Here is a 21954-nt window from a genome sequence, read left to right as displayed (position 1 = left end):
GCAACTACTAATTAATGTCGATGCGCTTCCGGCACCAAGGTGCGTGGTGTCGGATTGAAAACAGGGCAGTTACGGGGCGTCATTGCCAGTCCGTGATTTGATAAGATCATGAACCTTGATCAACTGGCCTCGTCTTTGATAGTAAAATGCGGAAAGAGTTTCATACAGTTCGGATAACGTCGTGGTTTTTACTGAAATGACGATGCTATTTAACGATGTTGAATTTTCATTAGCGCCTATAACCACGGTTATATGGACGTGCCCATTGCAACCTGCGAAATATGGTTAGGGGAATATTAAGGTTCTGGCGGTCGGCGTTGATCGGGAGAGCCTGGGCTATGGGGCGTGGGCGTGGCAAGCAGCAAGACGGCACCTGTGTTCCGTCGTCCAGCGACGGCTGGCGAGGCGAGTTCAGACTCCGCCGCCGCTCCAGAACTTTTGTCCAAATTCGCCCCGCCTCTTTTCATCAAAACGATCGCTCATCGGTACGCCGCGTTCCGCGGGAGCCGGGCGCTCGGAGCTTGCAGTCAACCTGGATAGACGGTCGCGACATGAGCGCTGACCGGACGATACTGTGGAGGAAACAACAATGGCGATAGATCTGGGCTCGGGTGTCCTTCTCGAGGCAACGACCGAAGGTTCGGGAACCGGCAACTACGGTTCCTTCCTGCGGCTGCAGGCAACGAATATCGAGCAAGGCTTCAACACCGACCAGAACGGCAACGTCCTCGACAACAAGGCATCCTTCACGCACGATCTGCAATACGGCAACATGCAGTCGATCACGGTCGACGGCATCCAATATATCGAGTTTCGGCTGGACCTAAACGAAAGCAACAATGCGGCAAACGGCGACATCACGCTGACCGGCCTGGACATCTACATCTCCAATGCCGGAGCGACCCTTGCCAACTACACTGCAGGCTTTACGACAGGTTTCACCGGCATCTTCCATCTGGGTCCCGATCAGTTGCTGGTCGATTCCAACCATGGTTCGGGAACGGACGACTATCGGGTGCTCGTCCCGGTCAGCGACTTCACGGCGGCCGGTGTTTCCGCCGGATCCTATGTGACGCTGTTTTCGAGCTTCTCCGGTTCCAATGGCGGCTTCGAGGAATGGCGCACCCTTACGACACCCGGCACCGGCACCAGCACGCCCGGGATCGGCATCGACAAGATCACGATCGACGGAGCGGCAGCGGGCGACGGCCTGACGGTGCTCACCGGCGATGCGATCAGTTGGCAGTACACCGTAAGCAACACCGGCAATGTCGCCTTGTCGAACGTCGCCGTCACCGACAACCAGGGTGTGGTCGTGGCGCCGGTTCTCAGCGGCGGTTTCAACGTCGGCGACGTCAATCACAACAATCTGCTCGACACCACCGAGACCTGGAGCTTCACCGGCAGCGGTACGGCCATTACCGGCGGCTATGCCAATATCGGTCACGTTTCCGCTTTGGCAGGTGCGGTTTCCGTCTCCGACGACGACGGCTCCAGCTATTTCGGCGCCAACCCGCAGATCGTCATCGACAAGGTGACGGTCGACGGTGCGGCCAAGGGCGACGCCCTGACGATCCTGACCGGCGAACCGATCTCGTGGGAATACACGGTAACCAATGGCGGCAACGTCGCCTTGTCCGATGTCACGGTCAGCGACAGCGACGGCGGCGTGACGCCGGTCGCGGTGACCGGCAACGGCCATGTCACCAACATCGGCGACATCAACGACAACAACAAGCTCGACGTCGGCGAAGTCTGGAAGTTCTCGGCAAGCGGCACCTCCGTAACCGGCGCTTACAGCAACACCGGCACCGCCTCCGGCTCCTTCACCGACGATGCCCTCCATACCCGGACCGACACCGCCACCGACGATTCCGGCTATACCGGCGCCAACCCGCAGATCGTCATCGACAAGGTGACGGTCGACGGTGCGGCCAAGGGCGACGCCCTGACGATCCTGACCGGCGAACCGATCTCGTGGGAATACACGGTAACCAATGGCGGCAACGTCGCCCTGTCCGATGTCACGGTCAGCGACAGCGACGGCAGCGTGACGCCGGTCGCGGTGACCGGCAACGGCCATGTCACCAACATCGGCGACATCAACGACAACAACAAGCTCGACGTCGGCGAGATCTGGAAGTTCTCGGCAAGCGGCACCTCCATAACCGGCCCTTACAGCAACACCGGCACCGCCTCCGGCTCCTTCACCGACGATGCCCTCCACACCCGCACCGACACCGCCACCGACGATTCCGGCTATAGCGGCGCCAATCCGCATATCACGCTCGACAAGAAGACCAACGGCGTCGACCACGACCTCAACATCTTCCAGGGCCAGCCGGTTACCTGGACCTACGATGTAACGAATGACGGCAACGTCGCGCTCGCCAATCCAGCCGTCACCGACGACAAGGGCGTCACGATCACCGCGATCCTCGGGGGCGATCTCAGCCATAACATTGGCGATACCAACGTCGACGGCGTATTCGACATTGGCGAGACCTGGCATTACAAGGCCACCGGCATCGCGCAGCTTGGCGATTACGTGAACACTGCAACGGCCACCACCGATGCCTTTGTAGACACCGCCGGACATCCGCGCACACCGCTCGCCACCGACAGCAGCAATTACGAGGGCTTCTCGAACAAAGCGCTGACGCAAGGTTTCTGGGGCAGCCACAGCGATGCCTGGGACGGTGTCGCCGGCCACGAGAGCAATCCTACCAAGAGCGCCTTTGGCAGCGGCGTCATTTGGGGCCTGGACATCAACCCGCGCCACGACGGCAACCTGCTGCTCGGCGACAGCAATGGCAACGGCACTGTCGACGTCGGCGAACACACCCTGCTGATCTCGAACTCCCTGGCAAAGGCCATCGAATCGAGCTCGACTGGTGGCGACGCCCGCATCATCATGCTGCAGCAGGCGATCGCCACCCAGCTCAACATCGACAACCACGTCACCCAGCCCAACGACCTGATCAGCGAGGCGGTGATGTGGCTGAAGGGCGAGGGGGCATGGGCCGGTCTGGTCAATCTCGACACAAACCATGACGGCAAAATCGACACCAACCTCGCCGGTACGGCGCTGGCGGGCAGTGCCGTCAAGACCAGCTCGGATGCCTGGACCAAATATGTCGACGTCACCGATCCAAGCTCCGGCATCACAGACTGGAATGGCGGCAAGGAAGCCGACGGCGAGGGCCTGAAAAACGCGCTGATGTGGTTCAACCAGGGGCAATTGGTGACATCCGGGCCGGGGGGCCATGTAGCCTGGTTCGATGGGACCAACGTCGTCGACGAGCATCCCAATACGCTCGATCAATTCTGGCTCACGCTGCATGATGTGGGGGGGCTGACAGGCGTCGCCTGAGGCAGGCCCCCGGCCTTCCGGCCGGGTGCCTTAGCCGCGGCGCCGCCCGCATGACACGGCATGGGAAGGGGATCCACCATCTTCAGCTTGGCGCAGGCAAGGACCAGGTCCTTGGGTCTGGTTTTGATCGCCTGCGCCGTTTTTTTGGGACTGGGCGGCGTGCTGGCGCGGTCGCCCGGCCTTGTATCGGCCGGCCTGGCTCTGGCGGGATTTGGCGCTTTTGCGCTATTTCGGGCACGCGGTCGCGATAGTGCAGAGTCCGGTCCGGATGCCCCCCGCGTCGCGGCGGCGACGCGAGACCCCGCCAGTCCCGGTGTCCGGCAGCGACCACCCAAAGCCCGGCGGCAGGGGTCGGAACTCGCGGCGGCGATCAAATCCTGCCGCTCGGCCTTCATCGCCATCGCGCTGTTCAGCGGTGTTCTCAATGTGCTGATGCTGTCCAGTTCGATCTATATGCTCGAGGTCTATGATCGCGTGCTGCCGAGCCGCAGCGTGCCGACACTGATCGGCCTCAGCCTGCTTGTGGCCGTCCTCTATGCCGGGCAAGGCGTGCTCGATCTCATCCGCGGTCGCATCCTGGTGCGCATCGGCGGCGCCCTCGACGAGGCGCTGGGCGCTCGTGTCTATTCCAGCGTCCTCAAGCTGCCGCTCAAGGTCGGGCGCAACGGTGACACCATGCAGCCGGTGCGCGATCTCGACAGCGTGCGGACCTTCCTATCGGGCTCCGGGCCGACCGCCCTGTTCGATCTGCCGTGGCTGCCACTCTATCTGGCCATCATCTTCATGTTCCACGTGCTTCTTGGCGTGACGGCCCTGATCGGCGCGATCGTGCTGGTGCTGTTGACCATCTTTGCCGAGCGGCTGACGCGCAAGCCGGTCACATCGGGCACCCAGACCGGCATCGTCCGCAACGGCCTGACCACGACCGGCAACCGCAACGCGGAAGTCATCGCAGCCCTCGGCATGGGCGGCCGGATGGCGAAACGATGGGAAGAGGCCAACCGCGACTACCTCGCCGAGCAGCGCAGCGTCAGCGACATCGCCGGAGGCTTCGGTGCCGTGTCCAAGGTGCTGCGCATGCTCTTGCAGTCGGCCATGCTCGGCCTCGGCGCCTGGCTGGTGATCGACCAGCAGGCGACCGCGGGCATCATCATCACCGCCTCCATCCTGAGCGGCAGGGCGTTGGCGCCCGTCGATCAGGTCATCGCCAACTGGAAAGGTTTCGTGACGGCGCGGCAGGGCTGGCAACGGCTGAACAGGATTCTCGCCGCATTGCCGGCCGATGCCGAGCCGATGGCCATGCCGGCGCCGAGCCGACACGTCTTCATGCAAAACGTCAGCGTCGCCGCGCCCGGCACGCCGCGGCTGCTGGTGCAGGACGCCAGCTTTGCGCTGGAAGCGGGACATGCCGTCGGCATTATCGGCCAGAGCGGTTCGGGCAAGTCGACGCTGGTCAGGGCGCTCGTCGGCGCCTGGCCGTCCGCCGCCGGCAGGATCAGGCTCGACGGCGCCGACCTCGACCAGTGGTCGCCGGAGGACCGCGGCAAGTTCATCGGTTATCTGCCGCAGGACGTCGAACTGTTTGCCGGCTCGATCGCCGAGAACATAGCGCGTTTCGAGCCCGACGCCGATCCCGCACTGGTGATTGCCGCCGCCAGGGCAGCCGGCGCGCATGATCTCATCGTCGGTTTCCGCGACGGGTATGAGACGCAGATCGGCGAACTCGGCGAGGCCGTCTCGGCCGGCCAGCGCCAGCGCATCGCGCTGGCCCGCGCGCTCTATCGCGATCCGTTCCTGGTGGTGCTCGACGAGCCCAATTCCAACCTCGACGCCGAAGGCGAGCAGGCGCTGTTCCAGGCGATCGTTTCGGTGCGGCAGCGTGGCGGCATCGTCGTGCTCGTGGCCCACCGGCCAAGCGCGCTCGGCACGGTCGATTTCATCCTCGCCATGAACCAGGGCCGCGTCCAGGCGTTCGGCCTCAAGGACGAGGTTCTGGCCAAGCTGTTTCCGCGGCCGCAACCGGCTGTGGCCACCGTACCGCACCTCAGGCTCGCCACCGAAGAGCCGGCGCCATCGCCCGGCGTGGTGGCGGCAGGCGAGTGAGAAGCGCAACGATGCAGGGCACCTCTCACCAATCCATCCGGCACTACGTGCATTTGGGCCTCATCGCGGTCGCGCTGCTGGTCGGCGGCGTCGGCGGCTGGGCCTCGCTGACGCGGATTTCGGGAGCGGTCATCGCCTCCGGGGTCCTCGTCGTCGATTCCCATGTCAAGGATGTGCAGCATTCGACCGGAGGCATCGTCGGCGAGATCGCAGCGCGTGACGGCGACCGGGTCAAGCGCGGGGCGCTGCTCGTGCGCCTCGACCCGACTATGCCGGCGGCCAACCTTGCCGTCGTCACCAAGGCGCTTGACCAGCTGTCGGCACGGGAGGCACGCCTTGAGGCCGAGCGCCAGGGCTCCGGCACCATCGTCTTTCCGCAAGACCTTCTCGATCGCCGCGGCGATCCGGCGATCGCCGAGATGATGGCCGGCGAGCAACAAGTTTTCGAGACAAGGCGTGCGGGTCGTTCCGGCCAGAAGAGCCAGCTGCAGGAGCGGATCCTGCAGCTGCAGAAGGAGATTGGCGGCGACACGGCGCAGGTCGAAGCCAAGTCGCAGGAAATCACGCTCGTCGAAGAGGAACTGGCAAGCATACGCGCACTGTGGAAGAAGCGGCTGATCTCGATCGATCGCCTGACCGCCATGGAGCGCGAGTCGGCGCGGCTCGACGGCGAGCGCGGCCAGCTGACGGCGGCCCTGGCACAGGCCCAGGGCAAGATCGCCGAGATCAATTTGCAGATCCTCCAGGTCGACCTGGAACTCGGCACCGACGTCAACAAGGATTTGCGCGAGATCGACGGCAAGGTCGGCGAGCTGACGGAACGCAAGATCGCCGCCGAGGACCAGCTCACGCGCATCGACATCCGCGCGCCGCAGGACGGCGTCGTGCAGCAGTCCATCGCCCACACCATCGGCGGCGTGATCACCCCTGGCCAGACGATCATGCAGATCGTGCCCGACAGCGACAGCCTGACGGTCGAGGCCAAGATCGCGCCGAGCGACATCGACCAGCTCTGGGTCGGCCAGCCGGCGGCGCTGCGCTTCTCGGCCTTCAACCAGCGCACCACGCCGCAAATCAACGGCACGGTCGAACTGACCTCACCGGACACGACGACCGACCAGCGCACCGGCATCAGCTACTACACCGTTCGCATCGCGACCACGCATGCCGAGGTGGCACGCCTCGGCGCGGTCAAGCTGATTCCCGGCATGCCGGTCGAATCCTTCATCAAGACCGCGGACCGGACCGTGATCTCCTATCTCGTCAAACCCCTGCAGGATCAGATCAGCCGCGCCTTCAGGGAATGAAGGAGCTGCAATACCCAGACGGCAGGGCTGCTGGTGATCGTGCCACGGCTGGCGGGGCAGCACACGGCGTCGTGAACAAAATGTGTAACCAAAATCGGGGCCGGCCGTTTATGATGCGACGGAGGCCATGCGATGTCGCGCACCTACGATCTTGCATCCGATGTTATCCGGCGTGTCTACGAAAGGCGCATAGACGCGCCGGCGATCCTGGATACCGCCAGCGAATTTCCGAACGCGGCGAAATTCATCGGCGCCTGGCGCGACATACGCGACGAAGCGCTTGGCGTGCGTCTGGGCAAGGTCCCGCGCTTTCATGACATCATGCCGGAGCAGGCCGATGTCTCGGCCAATGACGGTCTCGACTGGCGCATGTTCGTGCTCAAGGCCTATGACATGGCGGTGCCGGAAAACCTGGCGCGCATGCCGGTTCTCAGCCGTTTGCTCGCCGAATGCCCGGAAGTCAAGTCGGCGGCGATCTCGTTCCTGGCGCCGCGCAAGCACATACCCAGCCATCGCGGGCCGTTCCGCGGCATCATGCGGTTTCACCTAGGCCTGGTCATCCCACGCCAAGCCGATGGCCGCCCGGCAACCATCATGATGATCGACCATCAGGAAAGACGGATCAGCGACGGCGAAGGCATGCTGTGGGACGACACCTATCCGCACGAGGTGATAAACGACGCCGATGAAGCGCGCATAGCCCTGCTCTTGGATGTCTGGCGTCCGGGCATGCCCTGGGACATGGAAATGCTGTCCCGGATGATCGTGCGCGGCGTGCGGGCGGGCATGCGCCGCCGGGGCGTGTCGTTCAGCGGCTGAGATGGCGAGGGCGCCAGCGCGCCTCGACACCTGTCTTGACCCTATCAAGCCGCCTTCACTGCCTCAGGACAGGCGGGCCGGTTGGGCCTATGCCGATACTGCCGCGTCAGCATATCGCGGCAGGGAAGGACAAACCGAAGTGACATCGATGCCGGTTGCCAGTCGCGAAGCGGCGCCTTTGCCTGTCGCGGCGCTGATGGGGGCCATGGTGTCGATCCAGATCGGCGCCGCCTTCGCCAAAACCCTGTTCCCGCAGATCGGCGCGCAAGGCACGACGACGCTGCGGCTGGTGATCGGCGCGCTGATGCTGATCGCGGTGCTGCGGCCCTGGCAGATGCGGCCGACGCGCGCCACCTTGCCGTGGCTGGTCGCCTATGGGGTGACGCTCTGCGCGCTCAACCTGCTGTTCTATGCAGCCCTTGCCAGGATCCCGCTCGGCGTTGCCGTGGCGCTGGAATTTTCCGGGCCGCTGCTGGTGGCGACGCTGGCTTCGCGGCGCGCCAGCGACTTCGCCTGGATCGCGCTTGCGCTGGCTGGCATCATCCTGTTGTCGCCCTTCATCCACTCCTTGCAGCCGTTGGATCCAACCGGGGTGATGCTGGCGCTGGCGGCTGGCGGCTTCTGGGCACTCTATATCGTGCTGGCGCAGAAGGCGGGTGCGGAGCTTGGCACCCGCACCACCGCCTATGGCATGGCGATCGCCGCCGTGCTGGTGCTGCCCTTCGGCGTGGCGCAGGCGGGAACGGGGCTGCTGGCGCCGTCGATCCTGGTCAGCGCGCTGCTCGTCGGGCTGTTTTCCAGCGCGCTGCCATTCTTCCTGGAGATGGTGGCGCTGACCCGCATGCCGGCCCGCATCTACGGCACGCTGACCTGCCTGGAGCCGGGACTCGGCGCGCTGGCCGGCTTCCTGTTCCTGCACGAAAGCCTGACCCCGCCGCAACTGGCCGGCATCGCCGCCGTCATTGTCGCTGCCGCCGGGACGGCGCTGACCTCGAAGCCGCCGGTGCCGTCGCCGGAATAGAGGTGGATGCCAGACCGCATGGCGACGTCAATTCGGCGCGAGCCGACGGCCTGTTGTCGTCAGAACTTGACGCTGAGGCTTGCCTTGGCGCCGTTGTCGACGGCGCCGCCGCCGAACTGCCCGGAATAGGACAGGCCGAGCGTCGCATTGGGCGACATTCTCATGTCGAAACCGGCTTCGATGACTGCCGCATCCCTGGCGATCGGCGCGCCGGCGATGGTGAAGGCGTCGCCGCCGGCGAAGGCGAAGCTTGAGGTCGGCGTGACGGCGCCGAAAGCGTGGCGCCAGCCGAGCATGCCGCGCGCGGTGGCATTGACGCCGCCCAGCGCAAAATCGGTCGAGCCGCGCAGGCCGAGCGTGGTGAAGGTGGCGTTGGTGCTCGTGCCGGCGCTGGTCAGCGCCGCGGCGCCCCCTCGCTCGGTGAAGCCGTCAGTGCGCAGGCTGACATAGGCGAGATTGGCGAAGGGTTCGAACTTGAAGCAGCCGCTGGTCTCGGCCTTGTAGGCGAGTTCGCCGAACATCTGCGCGGTGCCCGCATCGTAGTCGGCCGAGAGCGCATCCGTGAAGCCGCTGAAGGCGACGGAGCGCCTGGTCGAGAGGCTGCTCCAGCTGTAGGCGGCACCGGTGCGGAAGGCGATGGCGCCCCAATTGGTGCCGCCATAGAGGCCGAGATGGTAGCTGTCGCTTTTGCCGGAGGAATTGCGATCATCGGCGTCGAAGGACGAATGGCTGTAGCCGCCGAGAACACCGACGCGCCAGCCGCCGAGCAGCGTGTCGGCGCCGGCCAGCAGGCCGCCGGTCGAACGGTCGAAGGCGGCGGCATTGCCGTCGGAATCCACCTTGCCCCATGAGCCGAAAGCCTGGCCCCAGACGGCAAAACGATCTGTGTCTGCGGCGACCATTTCGGGGCCGCCCTCGCCATAGCCCATCACCGGGAGTGCTGCCGCGCCGGCATCGCCGAAAGCTGAAGCAATGCGATTGCTGGCGGCATCGCGGAGGAAACGGCTGTCTTCCAGCAGCATGCCCTTGGCCGAGGCATGGATCTCGCCCGAGAGCTGGTCGAAGGCGTCCTGGGCGGCCGCCGCCGTCGGCAGCAGCAGGATGGCATCGAAGAGCGGATTGCCGGCGCCAAGGCTGTCGGCGCCGCCGCCGGTGGCGATCTGGTTGGGCGTCAGGCCTACACTGGCAAAGCTTGCCTTGGCCAGGTTGAGATAGACATTGTTCGCGTCATAGGTGAGCGTCGGCGCGATGAAGATCGAGCTGCTGCCTTCAAAACTGACCTTGTCGAAGGCGCCGGTGACACCGCCTGCCGCCGTCACGATCGTATAGGTCGTGCCGGTCGCATAGTCCGGATAGGGGATGACGTCGACCGTGCCGCCGCCGATCGTCACCGTACCGGTGGCGCTGATCCGATCGGATGTGCCGCCGCTTTCGACTTCAACCGCATAAGTCGAGCCCGCCGAGAAGGTTGTGTTGCTCACATTGATCGTGCCGATCGAATTGCCCGGTGCAAAGGTGCCGCCCGAAGCAATGGTCACATTGCCTGCGGTGCCCGACCCGCCAAGCAGGCCGCCGGTGACATTGATCGCGCCGCCGAGCGAGCCGTTGACATAGAGGCCGCCGCCGAGAACGTTCGTCGTCCCGGTGAAGCCGGAGGAATTGCCGGTCAACTTGGTGATGCCGGCGATCTGGTTGATCGTCCCCACTCCGCTGATCGCCGAAGCGAAGCCATTGTTCGTACTGGTATGGTTGAAATTGAGCGTGCCGGTGCCGGCGCCGAACTGGATGCTCGCCGCATCGAGCGTGCCCGCGGCGGCTGCCGGCGATCCACTCGCCGCACCGATGTTCAGCGTGCCGACGGAGCCCGCCAGGACGGCGATGTTGACCGCGCCGCCGGCCGACACCGCGCCGCCATCCGCGACCGTCAGCGTGCCTGTGCCACCGGCGCCGACGTAGAGATCTCCGTTATTGGTCCATGTCGAGCCGGTGCCGCTGACGTTGGCCATACCGATCGACCCGCCAGAAAAGCCCAGATAGCCATCGGAGTTGGCGACCTTGCCGCCGTTCGAGACGGCCAATGAGCCCGTACCACGCTGACCGACGACAAGGAGGTTGCTGCTGGTCCAGGTTGAGCCCGCGCCGCTGACCGCGGCCGTACCCGTGGACCCGGTCTCAAAGGCCAGATAGCCGGCAGCGCTGGTGACCGTACCGCCGTTTGAGATCGCCAGCGTGCCGGTGCCGTTTTCGCCGAGATAGAGGGAAGAATTGTTGGTCCAGACCGAGCCGACGCCATCGACCGTCACGGCGCCGATGGCGCCCGCGGCGGAACCTGCAGTGCTCATCAGGTTGACGACGCTGCCGCCGTTCGAGATCGTCAATTTGCCCGTGCCGAAATAGCCGACGCGCAGGTCCGAGAAATTGGTCCAGCTCGAAGTCGGTCCATCCACCGTGACGGTGCCCACGGACCCCACGTCGTAGCCCACAGAGCCAGTCTGGTTGCTGACGGCGCCGCCATTGGCGATATCGAGCGTGCCGGTCCCTGATTGGCCGACAATGAGTTTGCCGGTATTCGCCCAGTTCGAACCCACGCCATCGACCGTCGCGGTTCCGCTGGAGCCCTGATAGTAACCCAAAATGCCGTCTACGTCGCCGAGGGCACCACCTCCTGACACGGAAACGGCGCCTGCTCCGCCAACGCCCACAGTAAAGCCGCCGATGTTCATCCAGGTCGAGCCGATGCCATCGACAGTTGCCTTACTCGAAGAATCCACCGAACCGCTACCCGCGCTTACGAAGCCGCCATTCGTGATCGCCAATGTGGAGATCGAACCGGCGCCGACCTGTAGATAGCCGCTGTTGGACCAATTCGAACCCGCACCATCCACGATACCGGTACCTACGCCGGCACCGTACCCAAGCACGGCATTGACATCGCTGACACTGCCTCCCTTTGTAATGTTCAACGTGCCGGAACCATCAAGCCCGATCTGCAAATCGCCGCTATTGGCCCAGGTCGAACCCGCGCCATCGACGAATACCATGCCGGTCGAGCCTGCTTTCGCGCCAACGGCCCCCGCGCCATTGCTGACCGTGCCGCCATTCGAAATCGTCAAGGTGCCCGTGCCGGCGTCGCCGACAAACAGGCTCGACGCGATGCTCCAGATCGACCCTATGCCATCGACCGTCGCCGCGCCGGTCGAGCCCGCTGCGGCACCGACAAAGCCGATGTTGCTGCTGACAAGACCGCCTTTCTGGATGTTCAGTATGCCGGTGCCGCCAGTTCCAACGTAGAGGCCGCTCGTGTCGCTCCAGATCGATCCGCTTCCGGTGACCGTAAGGGTGCCGCTCGAATCGGCATTGATGCCGAGGTAACCCGACATGGCGCTCACTGCGCCGCCGTTCTGGATCGTCAGCGCGCCGGCACCGTAATTGCCGATCGAGAGAAGGCCGGAATTGATCCAGTGCGAGCCCGCACCGTCCACCGTCGCGGCGGCGGCCGGGCTGAAATTTTCACCGATATAGGCGTTGGTATTGCTCACCGTGCCGCCGCTCTGGACCGTCAGCGTACCGGCGCCGTTCCAGCCGACATAAAGCTCGCCGGAATCGGTCCAGGACGAGCCGGCGCCGGCGACTGTCACGCTGCCGGTCGAGCCGGATTTGGCGCCGATCTGGCCGTTGGCGCTGCTCACCGCGCCGCCGCTCTGGATCGTCAGCGTGCCGGCGCCGCCCCAGCCGACAAGTAGATTGCCGGAATTGGTCCAGGACGAGCCGGCGCCGGTGACAGTCGCTGAGCCACTGGAACCGGCCTGCTCACCGATCGAACCGAGGGAATTGCTTACAGCGCCGCCGTTGGAGATGGTCAGAGTGCCGACGCCGGCATGGCCGATGAAGAGCGACGAAGTGTTTGTCCAGGTCGAACCCGGACCGTCGACCGTCGCCGTCCCGGTCGAGCCCGCGGAATATCCGAGATAGCCAGCAAGGTCGCTCACGCCGCCGCCGTTCGTGACCGCTAGCGCGCCCGTGCCCGCAACACCAACCTTGAGGTTTCCGCTGTTCGTCCATGTTGACCCCGCGCCGTCGATCGAGACGTTGCCCTTCGAAGCGACGCCTTTGCCGATGAACCCATCGGTGTCGCTGACTGCGCCGCCGTTGGAAACGTTGAGGATGCCGGTGCCGAAATTCGCGACCGTCAAGGTTGAGCTGTTGGTCCAGGCCGAGCCCGGTCCATCCACGGACAGGACCGCAAAGGCATCGTCGGCGTCCCCCAGGAAACCCCTGACATTGCTCATAAAGCCGCCATTGAGGATGGCGACGGTCCCCGTGCCATTCGCGATATAGAAATCGTCGGCGTGCAGCCAAGCCGATCCCGCGCCGTCTACGGTCACCGAACCGGTAGAGCCCGCGAACCTGGCAACGGAGCCTTGTGAATCGGTGAGGGTCCCGCCGTTGATGATTTTCAGCGAACCGACATCGCCGGCATTCCTTCCCACGAAAACCACGATCCCATTGGCGGCAAGGCCGCTTATCACCGTGGGGCTTGGGGTGAGCGTGCTGAGCGTGACCCAGGTAGCGGCGTCGGGCACCCCATTGGGAGTCCAGTTGCCGGGATCGAACCAATCGCTCGATGTCGTACCGTTCCAGACCGCGTCCGCCGCCGCTGCCGGCAGGATCGCTCCCGCCAGGCCGATCGTCAACGCGAGCGAACTGACGCTGGCCAGATGCCGAGGATGGAGCAAGGGCTTGGGGGAACTCGTGGGCGCGGTCGAAGCCGGCATTGCCTTGCGGCCGTCAAATGTATTCTGCGGCATTTAATCCCCTGAGATAACGACAGTTTTTCACCCTGAGGCTGACATGTCATCCGAGCCAGATATTGTCTTGGGCAGGGCCGCATTGAAGTTGGACTGGAAAGAGGTGCCTTGCCTTTTCTGCGCACTGTGACGGTTCAGTACCATCATCAGCCTCGGGCCTCGGCTTTCTCGTTGACAGGGAATCGATCGCGTCGCCTTGCCGGGTTCCGGAGTGCCCCGGCTCTGTTTGGGGGCTTGCTCTATCTGGCGCTTGTCGGCGTGTAGCCGAAGCGACGGCGGAAGCAGCGATTGAAGTAGGACACATCGCTGAATCCACTCATCATCGCAATTTCGCTAACGCGCATATCGTCGTTGTGTCTCTGTGAGAGCATCTTATGGGCTCTCTGCAGCCGCAGTTCGAGAACACGCTCGGAGAAGCTGATACCGGTCTCCTGAAGGATATCGTGAACGTAGCGCGCCGACAGGCGGAGTTCCTTTGCGACGCCTTGCGCGGAGATGCCGGGGTTGGCGAAATTGTCGGTGATCTTGGCCAGGATTGCCTGCAGTCTCGCCGCCCGCAGGCCGCGCAGGCCGGCCAGTTCGGCGGCCTCGCCCTTCGCGCCGGTTACCAGCCCGATCAGATCGACGATCGTTTCCGTGGCATGCGTTATGAGATCGGGCGAGGCGAGAGGGGGGCCGGTCTCGAGCAATTGGCAATAGCGTTTGAGGAAATCGAGAGCCTCGTTTTCGGCGCCGATCTTCAACGCCAGCCTGTCATCGATCTGCGGGAAGGCCTGGGTGAGGACTGCGCGCGGCACGACCACGTTCGTCCACACATTCCAGTCGGCGCCGGTCATTTTCAGCGCTTCCGCCGCGGTGACCAGGACGGCTTCCCCCCGACCGACGCCGTATTCACGGCCGGCCTGCGCCCCGCTCAGCACGGTGTCGGCCTTGTTGATCAGCAGCAGGTAGCCGTCATTGCCGTCATCGGCGATGTTGCTCGCCTTCCGCGTCGCCTTGCGGATCGTTCCGGCCATCTGGCCAAGCACCAGCGATCCGACGGCGGTGGCTTCGATCGCGGCCTGGAAAGGCAGTTTTTCCGATATGCCGTATTCGACCGACCAGATCTCTGCGACATGGATGTCCTGCCAGAGGGAAAAAAGGTCGCGTTCGCCAAGATGCGGCGGCAAATCGGTCGATGAGAACACCGTCTTTCTTGACAAGGAAGCGCCCCCGCTAAACCCGCAGTCGCAAAAAAATCGAACGCGGCGCTTTCCATTCCAGGAATAACCAGCGACATAGGTCGCCAAGCGTTCAACGGATCGAATTGGACCTTTAGTCGAGCTCAATCACGCTTGGCGTCACCCGAAAGTATGACGCCAGCAAAATCGTCCAGACAGGGTCGGCGTCCTTGCACCGACCCCGCCGCACAAAATTGCTGGTTTCATCTTTTGCCCGCCATCCATCATGGCAGGGGCGGGCATGCCGGGGTGTAGGAGAAACAGTGGAAAGGCTGAGCAGCGAAGTCCTTTATTCGATTGTCGGCGATATCTACGACTGCGTGTTGAACCCCGACGGGTGGACTGGGGTAATGGTCCGCATCACCGAAGCCATGGATGCGGCCTATGCCACCATCGCGCTTGCCAGCACCGCCGGCAATCACGGCCGCTTCGCGGCCCAATCGCCGTGGGATCCGGAGCGGATGCGCGTGCTTCAGGAGGATTATGACTTTGATGCGATTCCCGGGCTGAAGGCCGCGGTCGTCGGCGATATCGACACGCCCGTCGCGACACTGTCGCATATGAGCGAAGCCGACCTCCAGCGGACGGCCTTTTTTCAGAACTGGGCCAAACCGCAGGGATTGCGTGAAGGCTGCATCACCAAATTCGTTCATACGCCGGACCGGATCGGGCTCATGGGTTGCACCACGCGGGCAAGCAGGGGGATGATTTCGGCCGAGGAGCAGCGCTTCCTGGCAATGCTCTCGCCGCATCTGCGCCGTGCGTCGCTGATCGGCGATCTGCTCGATCAGGCCCGCATGGCCGCCAATCTCTATCGCGCGGCGCTTGACCATCTCGCCGTGCCGGTCGTTCTGACCGGCGCCAACGGCACGATTCTCCACGCCAATGGAGCCGCCGAACTGATGCTCTCGGGACATGGGCCCATTCTTTCCAGGAACGGTGTGCTGCAGACGGAGAATCCGGCGGTTGCCCGCGCTTTGCTGGAAGCGATCGCCGGCGCCGCGGACGCGGATGGCTCGCTTGGGTCACGCGGCATCGGTCTGCCCATTTCGGCCCCGGGCCAGCCGCCCGCCGTCGCCTATGTGCTGCCGCTGAGCGAAGGCACCGCGCGCGCGGCTTTCCGGCCTGCCTGTGCCGCTGTCTTCGTCTCGACCACGACGTCCTCTTCGCCACTGCCGGAGGCCGTTCTGACCACGCTGTTCGATCTCACGCCGGCGGAGGCGCGGGTACTGCTGCGCATCGGCAGCGGATTGTCCGCGTCCAGAAGCGCGTTGTCGCTCGGCATCGGCGAGAACACGCTGAAGACCCACCTCAACCGCATCTTCGCCAAGACCGGCACGCGCCGCCAGGCCGATCTGGTCAAACTCATTGCGGATATTGGCACGCCCGTCGCGGCTCCCGGATCATAGTGCGGGCCGGCTGAGGCTGCCAATCTCCGCCTCGCCGAGGAATCAGCGATTTCCTGACGATCGGCTGCGGCTGATCGCATTCCAGGGCCATTCCAGTACGATCCTGCCCAAGACGTCAGGCGCGGGACAATGCAACACCGGCGCGTCGCCGAACGCCCCGCGCGCGCTTGCCGCGCGGGGAAACGCGATTCGCCGTCACATCGGCCTTCGCCAATCGGCGCCATCAGTTCCCCATTGGACTTCGCAGGGACACCACCCATATTGAGTCCATGGAGCTTTGAGCGTGTCCTTCGCGCGGGTGGCCTTTCTTGCCGCGGCTTTTGTCGCCGCGGCTGCATTTCCTCCCTTCGCCTCGGCTGGGAGCGAGAAGGTTGCGCTAAGCGTCGCCATTGAGGGCGCGATCGGGCCGGCGAGCACCAGGCAACTCGAGGAAGCGCTCGATGTCGCCGCAAAGCGGGACGCCGCAGTCCTCATCCTGCAACTCGATACGCCCGGCGGGCTGGTCACCTCGATGCGCGAGATGATCGCCGACATCCTGGCCTCGCCGGTGCCCGTTATCGGCTATGTCGCGCCGGCCGGAGGCCATGCGGCGAGTGCCGGCACCTATATCCTCTACGCCACCCATATCGCGGCGATGGCGCCCGGCACCAATCTTGGCGCGGCGACGCCGGTCGAGATGGGCGGGCTGCCGTCGCTCCCGGGCGGCGACAAGGGCGACCAGAAAAACCAGGGCGACCAGAAGAACCAGGGCGACCAGAAGGGCCAAGACGATCGGAAGGGTGAGGACGGTCGGCCGGCGGGCGACGCGATGATGGCCAAGGTGACCAATGACGCGGTCGCCCTGATCCGCTCGCTCGCCGAACTGCGCGGGCGCAATGGCGACTGGGGCGAGAAGGCGGTGCGCGAGGCGGCAAGCCTGTCGGCCAATGCGGCGCTGCAGGAGCATGTCATCGACTTCGTCGCCCACGACACCGCGGAACTGTTGCAACTGGCCGATGGGCGCACCGTCGACGTGGCCGGCAAAAAAGTGGTGCTGGCGACCAAGGGGCTGCCGGTCGAGATGCTGGAGCCCGGCTGGTTCATCCGGCTTCTCTCGGTCATCACCGATCCGAACATCGCGGTCATCCTGATGCTGGTCGGCGTCTATGGCATCGTCTTCGAGTTCACCAGTCCCGGCGCGGTCGCGCCCGGCGTCATCGGCACCATCTGCCTGGTGCTCGGCCTCTATGCGCTCAACCTCCTGCCGATCAACTATACCGGCCTTGCGCTGATGCTGCTCGGCATCGCCTTCCTCATCATCGAGGCCCTCAATCCCACGGTCTTGCTTGGCGTCAGCGGCGTGGCCGCCTTTCTGTTCGGCGCCGCCATGCTGCTGAGGGTGGAGGGGCCGGGCTTTGCCATGTCATGGGCCGTCATCGGCCCCGCCGCCGCGCTGACGCTTGGGCTGGCGCTGCTGACCGGCACCTATGTCTGGGCGGCACGCAAGAACCCGCCGCGCGTCGGCGGCGAGGCGATGCGCGGCCTGCCGGTCGAGATCCTCGACTGGCAGGGCGGCGAGGGCCATGTGCTCGCCCAGGGCGAGCGCTGGCGGGCAAGGGCGGACGAACCGATCGCTACCGGCGACAGCGTCGAGGTCACCGAGATAAGCGACCTCGTGCTGACCGTGCGGCGGCGCGATGCGGCAAGGAATGGAGCAAGACAATGATGGTTGGTTATGTGGCCTATCTGGTCGTTGCGCTGGTCGTGATCATGTTCCTGTCGGCGGCTGTCCGTATCCTCAGGGAATATCAGCGCGGCGTGGTCTTCACGCTTGGCCGCTTCACCGGGGTCAAGGGTCCCGGCCTCATCATCCTCGTCCCCTTCGTGCAGCAGATGGTGAAGGTCGACCTGCGCGTGGTGGTGCAGGATGTGCCGCCGCAGGACGTGATTTCGCGCGACAACGTCTCGGTGAAGGTGAACGCGGTGCTCTATTTCCGCATCGTCGACGCCGAGCGTGCGATCATCCAGGTCGCGGATTACATGGCCGCCACCAACCAGCTGGCGCAGACCACGCTGCGCTCGGTGCTCGGCAAGCACGAGCTCGACGAGATGCTGGCCGAGCGCGACAAGCTCAACAGCGACATCCAGGAGATCCTCGACCAGCGCACCGACGCCTGGGGCATCAAGGTGTCCAATGTCGAGATCAAGCATGTCGACCTGAACGAGAGCATGATCCGCGCCATCGCCAAGCAGGCCGAGGCCGAGCGTCTGCGGCGCGCCAAGGTGATCAATGCCGATGGCGAGCAGCAGGCGGCGGCGAAACTGGTCGAGGCGGGCCGGATGCTGGCGGCCGAGCCGCAGGCCATGCAACTGCGCTATTTCGAGGCCCTGCACGACATTGCCGGCGAGCGCTCGTCCACGGTGGTGTTCCCGCTGCCGGTGGATCTGCTCAGCCAGTTCATGAAGGGGCAGGGTGGGGGAAAGTGAGAACCAGCGGAGCCTAGTCACGCAGCCGTCGCAAAATCGCCGCTCTTGCTGGGAATCGTACGGGCGGCAGCTGCGTGGCACGCGGGGGAGAAGCCATGATGCGACTACCGGTCATGGCGGGCCTCGTTCTGGCAAGTTCTCCGGCGTGGGCAGGCGACATACCCTATGCGCCCTCGGCCAATGTCCCCGACTATGTCGCGACGATGACGGTGCAACCATCGGGAAATTCGGCCGGATCCCATACGAAGATCGTCACACATCATGACGGCTGGGTCCGTGTGGACGAACTGGGGACTGTCATCCACGGAAATCCGGCAAAGCAAATAACAGTCTCATTCGGCAGGGATTCAAACCATTCCTCTGTTTCGGTAAACCGTGAGACGTCGACATCCTACGAACGAATTCGCGCAGTAACGGAAACCGGCCAGACCGAGACGCATGCCGGCGAGCGATGTGACGTGCGGGAAGTTGTGCGGCGCGATCCAGACAAGCAGGCCCCTAAACTGCAATGGCTGAGTTGCCTGACGGCCGATGGTATCGAGATCGCCACGAGGGTGTTTGTGAACGGCTCGCTGTTTCAATCGACGGCGATTGTCAGACTCGAGCGGCGCCCCGTGTCTGCCGAGGAGGTCGAACTGCCTGCCAATTTGCTGGAAATTGCCCAATGGCTGCACTTCGACCATCAGCCACCTCAAGCCGCAACCGCTGTCAAGCGCCCGCCGGATTTTGCCATGCACATGCAATGGCAAGGTGCGGTCAGGGCATTGCGGCGGCACGATCCGTGGACCTACGATGAAACGTCGTATCCCGATGGACGGCGAACCCTAAATATCCGCAACGACCAAACGGGGCAGGGCCTATTCTTCAGGGCCGCCAAGGGCGGCACGTTTGAGCAGCTCTCGATATGCGGGAAATGTCAGTCCGGAGATTCGCCGGCTATTCACCTCGGCCGCAATTTAATCCCGGAGAGCATGGGGCGCACGGACAGTGTTCTCGGCGAGGCGTGCGACTGGTTCGACATGGCTCCGGGTACGTTTGACATAAACCTTTCGCAATGTCTGACGCAGGACAAAATCCCGCTAAAAATCGGCAGTGGTGGAGCGTGGGGGCCACGTGAGGAATTTGTCGCCGATGAGATGCAGCGCCGAGAGCTCAAGCCCGAAGAGATTCTTCCACCCAGCGATGTCCTGAACCGGTCGAACTGGGATTTTCCAGGATAGGTGGGGAGAATGGCGAGAACCGAATGACGGCACTTCATTGCCGCCAGGGCGGTTCCGGCGAAAAGCGCTTGCTGATCCAGTCGGCGAAGGCGCGGGTCTTGGCGGCTTGTCCCTTGGCTGAGGGCATGACGACATAGACCGCGCCTTCGTCTGCCAGCGTCCACTCCTCCAGGACAGGCACCAGCCGTCCGTCGGCGAGTTCGCGGCCGATCAGCCAGTCGGTGCTCATCATCAGGCCGAGGCCCTGCACGGCGGCCTCGACCAGCACCTCGGCATCGTCGCTGACCAACGGCCCGGAAACCTCGACGCGTGCGCGCCGGCCCTCGCGGTCGGTCATCTCCCAGGCCGGAAAAGTCTGGAAGCCGCTGAACCCCAGGCAGGAATGTTCGAGCAGCGCCTGCGGTGTCCGCGGCCTGCCTCTTCGGGCGAGATAGGCGGGGGCGGCGCAAAGCAGCCGGCGCCGCGTCGCCACCTTGCGCGCCACCAGGCGCGAATCCTCCAGCGCGCCGAGCCGCACGGCGACGTCGAAATTCTCGGCGACCAGATCGGCGAAGCGGTTGGAGAATTCGGCCTCGATGCGGATATCGGGAAATTCGGCAAGGAATTGCGGCAGCAGCGGCCCGATCCACATGCGCCCGAACGTGCCGGGCAGCGCCAGCCTGAGCAGGCCGCGCGGGCTGCCGTCGGCATGCGCCGACGCGGCGGCCTCGGCCTCGTCGACGGAGGCGAGGATGGCGCGCACGCGCACCAGGAATTCGGCGCCGGCTTCGGTCAGCGACACGCTGCGCGTCGTGCGATGCAGCAGCCTGACCCCCAGCCGCTCCTCCAGCGCTTGCAGACGCCGCGACAGGATGGTCGCGTCGCGCCCGACACGCGCCGCCGCCCTGGTGAAGGAGCGCGCCTCGGCGATTGCCGCGAAGGCCGCCATTTCGGCAAGGGCCGCCGGTTCGTGAGATTGCTGCATGTCTCGCATTACTCAAATGCAAAATGGAACGATTATCCAGGAATAGCGCAGCAGATAGGTTCACTCAACCATCAATCGCCTCACCGGAGTGAAACCATGAAAGCCATCGAACTGAGCCAACCCAGGCTCGACGCCTTCCGCGCCGCCACCGTCGCCACCCCCGAACCGCAGCGCGGCGAGGTGCTGATCCGCCAGCGTGCGGCAAGCCTCAATTTCGTCGATGTCGCGGTGGCGAGCGGCAATTATCCCGGACCGAGCTTTCCGCTCATCCCGGTCGCCGACGGCGCCGGCGAGATCGTCGCGCTGGGCGAGGGGGTTACGAGTTTCAGCACGGGCGATCGCGTCGTCGCCCATGCCAAGCCGCGCTGGATCGGCGGCCGGCCGCGGCCCTACGAGATGACGCAGATGCGCGGCATCTCGCTGCCGGGGTCGCTGGCCGAATATGTCGCGCTGCCGGCCAATTCGCTCGTGCCGGTCCCGGCGCATCTCTCCTTCGAGGCGGCGTCGACATTGCCGATCGCTGGCACCACGGCATGGAACGCCATCCGCGCCGCCAATGTCGGGCCGGGCTCGGTCGTCGTGCTGCTCGGCACCGGCGGCGTCTCGATCTTCACCCTGCAACTGGCTAAAGCCGCAGGCGCCACCGTCATCATCACCTCGTCGTCGGACGAGAAGCTGGAGCGAGCGAAGGCGCTGGGCGCCGATCATCTCATCAACTACCGCGCGACATCAGACTGGGACGGCAAGGTGCTGGAGCTGACCGGCGGCCTCGGCGCCGACCTCGTCGTCGAGACCGGCGGCACCGCCACTTTCGCCCGCGCAATCAACGCCACCGCGCCCGGCGGCACGCTGTTCACCATCGGTTTCGTCACCGGCGCCGAGGCCACGATCAACCTGCTGCCGATCATCATCAAGGCGCTGAAGGTGATCGGCAACAACACCGGGTCGGTGTCCGACCTTCGCGACGCCGCCCGCGCCATCGGCGCCGCCGGGATCGAGCCGGTCGTCGACAAGGTGTTTTCACCTGGCGAGGCGACCGAAGCCTACGCCCACATGGCCGCCGGCGGCCTGCACTTCGGCAAGCTGGTGTTCGGGTTGGAGTGGTGAGGTTTGCGCCTGGCCGCCCCCCTCTGGCCTGCCGGCCATCTCCCCCTCAAGGGGGGAGATCATTCGCTTCATCGTCTCCGCCAATGATCAAGGCTGTAAAGTTGGCGAAGCGCCAAAGCTGCCAATCTCCCCCCTTG

13 protein-coding genes are annotated in these 21954 nt (G+C 64.5%); 10 read left to right on the top strand and 3 right to left on the bottom strand.

What is annotated here, in order from left to right; translation table 11 throughout:
• Window positions 1-589: 589 nt before the first annotated feature.
• The 5 genes from FJ546_RS28500 (at window position 590) to FJ546_RS28480 (ending at window position 8623) form a co-directional block, all read left to right on the top strand.
• Window positions 590-3373 (top strand): hypothetical protein, encoded by a 2784-nt coding sequence (locus FJ546_RS28500; RefSeq protein ID WP_140892409.1) that lies wholly within the window; start codon window positions 590-592, stop codon window positions 3371-3373.
• 369 nt (window positions 3374-3742) lie between these two features.
• Window positions 3743-5476 (top strand): type I secretion system permease/ATPase, encoded by a 1734-nt coding sequence (locus tag FJ546_RS28495; protein WP_246687006.1) that lies wholly within the window; start codon window positions 3743-3745, stop codon window positions 5474-5476.
• An 11-nt stretch (window positions 5477-5487) separates the two neighbouring features.
• Entirely contained in the window at window positions 5488-6783 is a 1296-nt protein-coding gene (locus FJ546_RS28490) for an HlyD family type I secretion periplasmic adaptor subunit (protein ID WP_140892405.1), read from the top strand.
• A gap of 132 nt (window positions 6784-6915) precedes the next feature.
• Window positions 6916-7602 (top strand): aspartyl/asparaginyl beta-hydroxylase domain-containing protein, encoded by a 687-nt coding sequence (locus FJ546_RS28485; protein ID WP_140892404.1) that lies wholly within the window; start codon window positions 6916-6918, stop codon window positions 7600-7602.
• A 139-nt stretch (window positions 7603-7741) separates the two neighbouring features.
• Entirely contained in the window at window positions 7742-8623 is an 882-nt protein-coding gene (locus FJ546_RS28480) for a DMT family transporter (RefSeq protein WP_140892402.1), read from the top strand.
• Between the two features lie 59 nt (window positions 8624-8682).
• On the opposite strand, the gene FJ546_RS28475 is transcribed toward FJ546_RS28480, so the two are convergent.
• Both FJ546_RS28475 and FJ546_RS28470 read right to left on the bottom strand, forming a co-directional pair.
• Entirely contained in the window at window positions 8683-13431 is a 4749-nt protein-coding gene (locus tag FJ546_RS28475; RefSeq protein ID WP_140892401.1) for an autotransporter domain-containing protein, read from the bottom strand.
• A 239-nt stretch (window positions 13432-13670) separates the two neighbouring features.
• Entirely contained in the window at window positions 13671-14633 is a 963-nt protein-coding gene (locus tag FJ546_RS28470) for an AraC family transcriptional regulator (protein WP_140892399.1), read from the bottom strand.
• 281 nt (window positions 14634-14914) lie between these two features.
• Between FJ546_RS28470 and FJ546_RS28465 the strand changes: the two genes are divergently transcribed.
• The 4 genes from FJ546_RS28465 to FJ546_RS28450 all read left to right on the top strand — a co-directional run bounded on the left by FJ546_RS28465 (window position 14915) and on the right by FJ546_RS28450 (window position 19746).
• The gene (locus FJ546_RS28465) at window positions 14915-16060 is read left to right on the top strand and encodes a helix-turn-helix transcriptional regulator (protein WP_140892398.1); all 1146 of its coding nucleotides are present in this window, start codon (window positions 14915-14917) and stop codon (window positions 16058-16060) included.
• Between the two features lie 283 nt (window positions 16061-16343).
• Window positions 16344-17765, top strand: a complete 1422-nt coding sequence (locus FJ546_RS28460; RefSeq protein ID WP_140892396.1) for a nodulation protein NfeD — start codon at window positions 16344-16346, stop codon at window positions 17763-17765.
• Window positions 17762-18526, top strand: a complete 765-nt coding sequence (locus tag FJ546_RS28455) for a slipin family protein (RefSeq protein WP_140892395.1) — start codon at window positions 17762-17764, stop codon at window positions 18524-18526. The genes FJ546_RS28460 and FJ546_RS28455 overlap by 4 nt, the downstream gene beginning before the upstream one ends.
• A gap of 95 nt (window positions 18527-18621) precedes the next feature.
• Window positions 18622-19746 (top strand): hypothetical protein, encoded by a 1125-nt coding sequence (locus FJ546_RS28450; protein WP_140892393.1) that lies wholly within the window; start codon window positions 18622-18624, stop codon window positions 19744-19746.
• Window positions 19747-19780: 34 nt separating this feature from the next.
• Here FJ546_RS28450 and FJ546_RS28445 read toward each other — a convergent pair whose 3' ends face one another.
• Entirely contained in the window at window positions 19781-20710 is a 930-nt protein-coding gene (locus FJ546_RS28445; protein ID WP_140892392.1) for a LysR family transcriptional regulator, read from the bottom strand.
• Window positions 20711-20806: 96 nt separating this feature from the next.
• On the opposite strand from FJ546_RS28445, the gene FJ546_RS28440 reads away from it, so the two are divergent.
• Entirely contained in the window at window positions 20807-21817 is a 1011-nt protein-coding gene (locus FJ546_RS28440) for an NAD(P)-dependent alcohol dehydrogenase (protein ID WP_140892390.1), read from the top strand.
• Window positions 21818-21954 lie beyond the last annotated feature (137 nt).

It is taken from the genome of Mesorhizobium sp. B2-4-19 (genome assembly GCF_006441315.1).
Taxonomy (GTDB): Bacteria; Pseudomonadota; Alphaproteobacteria; order Rhizobiales; family Rhizobiaceae; genus Mesorhizobium.
This window is presented reverse-complemented; position numbering and strand designations above follow the sequence as displayed.

Bases quoted from the DNA above. Each gene is read 5' to 3' on its own strand.
- FJ546_RS28500 (WP_140892409.1), top strand. From the start codon at position 590: ATGGCGATAGATCTGGGCTCGGGTGTCCTTCTCGAGGCAACGACCGAA.
- FJ546_RS28490 (WP_140892405.1), top strand. From the start codon at position 5,488: ATGCAGGGCACCTCTCACCAATCCATCCGGCACTACGTGCATTTGGGC.
- FJ546_RS28440 (WP_140892390.1), top strand. From the start codon at position 20,807: ATGAAAGCCATCGAACTGAGCCAACCCAGGCTCGACGCCTTCCGCGCC.
- FJ546_RS28485 (WP_140892404.1), top strand. From the start codon at position 6,916: ATGTCGCGCACCTACGATCTTGCATCCGATGTTATCCGGCGTGTCTAC.
- FJ546_RS28450 (WP_140892393.1), top strand. From the start codon at position 18,622: ATGATGCGACTACCGGTCATGGCGGGCCTCGTTCTGGCAAGTTCTCCG.
- FJ546_RS28455 (WP_140892395.1), top strand. From the start codon at position 17,762: ATGATGGTTGGTTATGTGGCCTATCTGGTCGTTGCGCTGGTCGTGATC.
- FJ546_RS28475 (WP_140892401.1), bottom strand. From the start codon at position 13,431: ATGCCGCAGAATACATTTGACGGCCGCAAGGCAATGCCGGCTTCGACC.
- FJ546_RS28445 (WP_140892392.1), bottom strand. From the start codon at position 20,710: ATGCAGCAATCTCACGAACCGGCGGCCCTTGCCGAAATGGCGGCCTTC.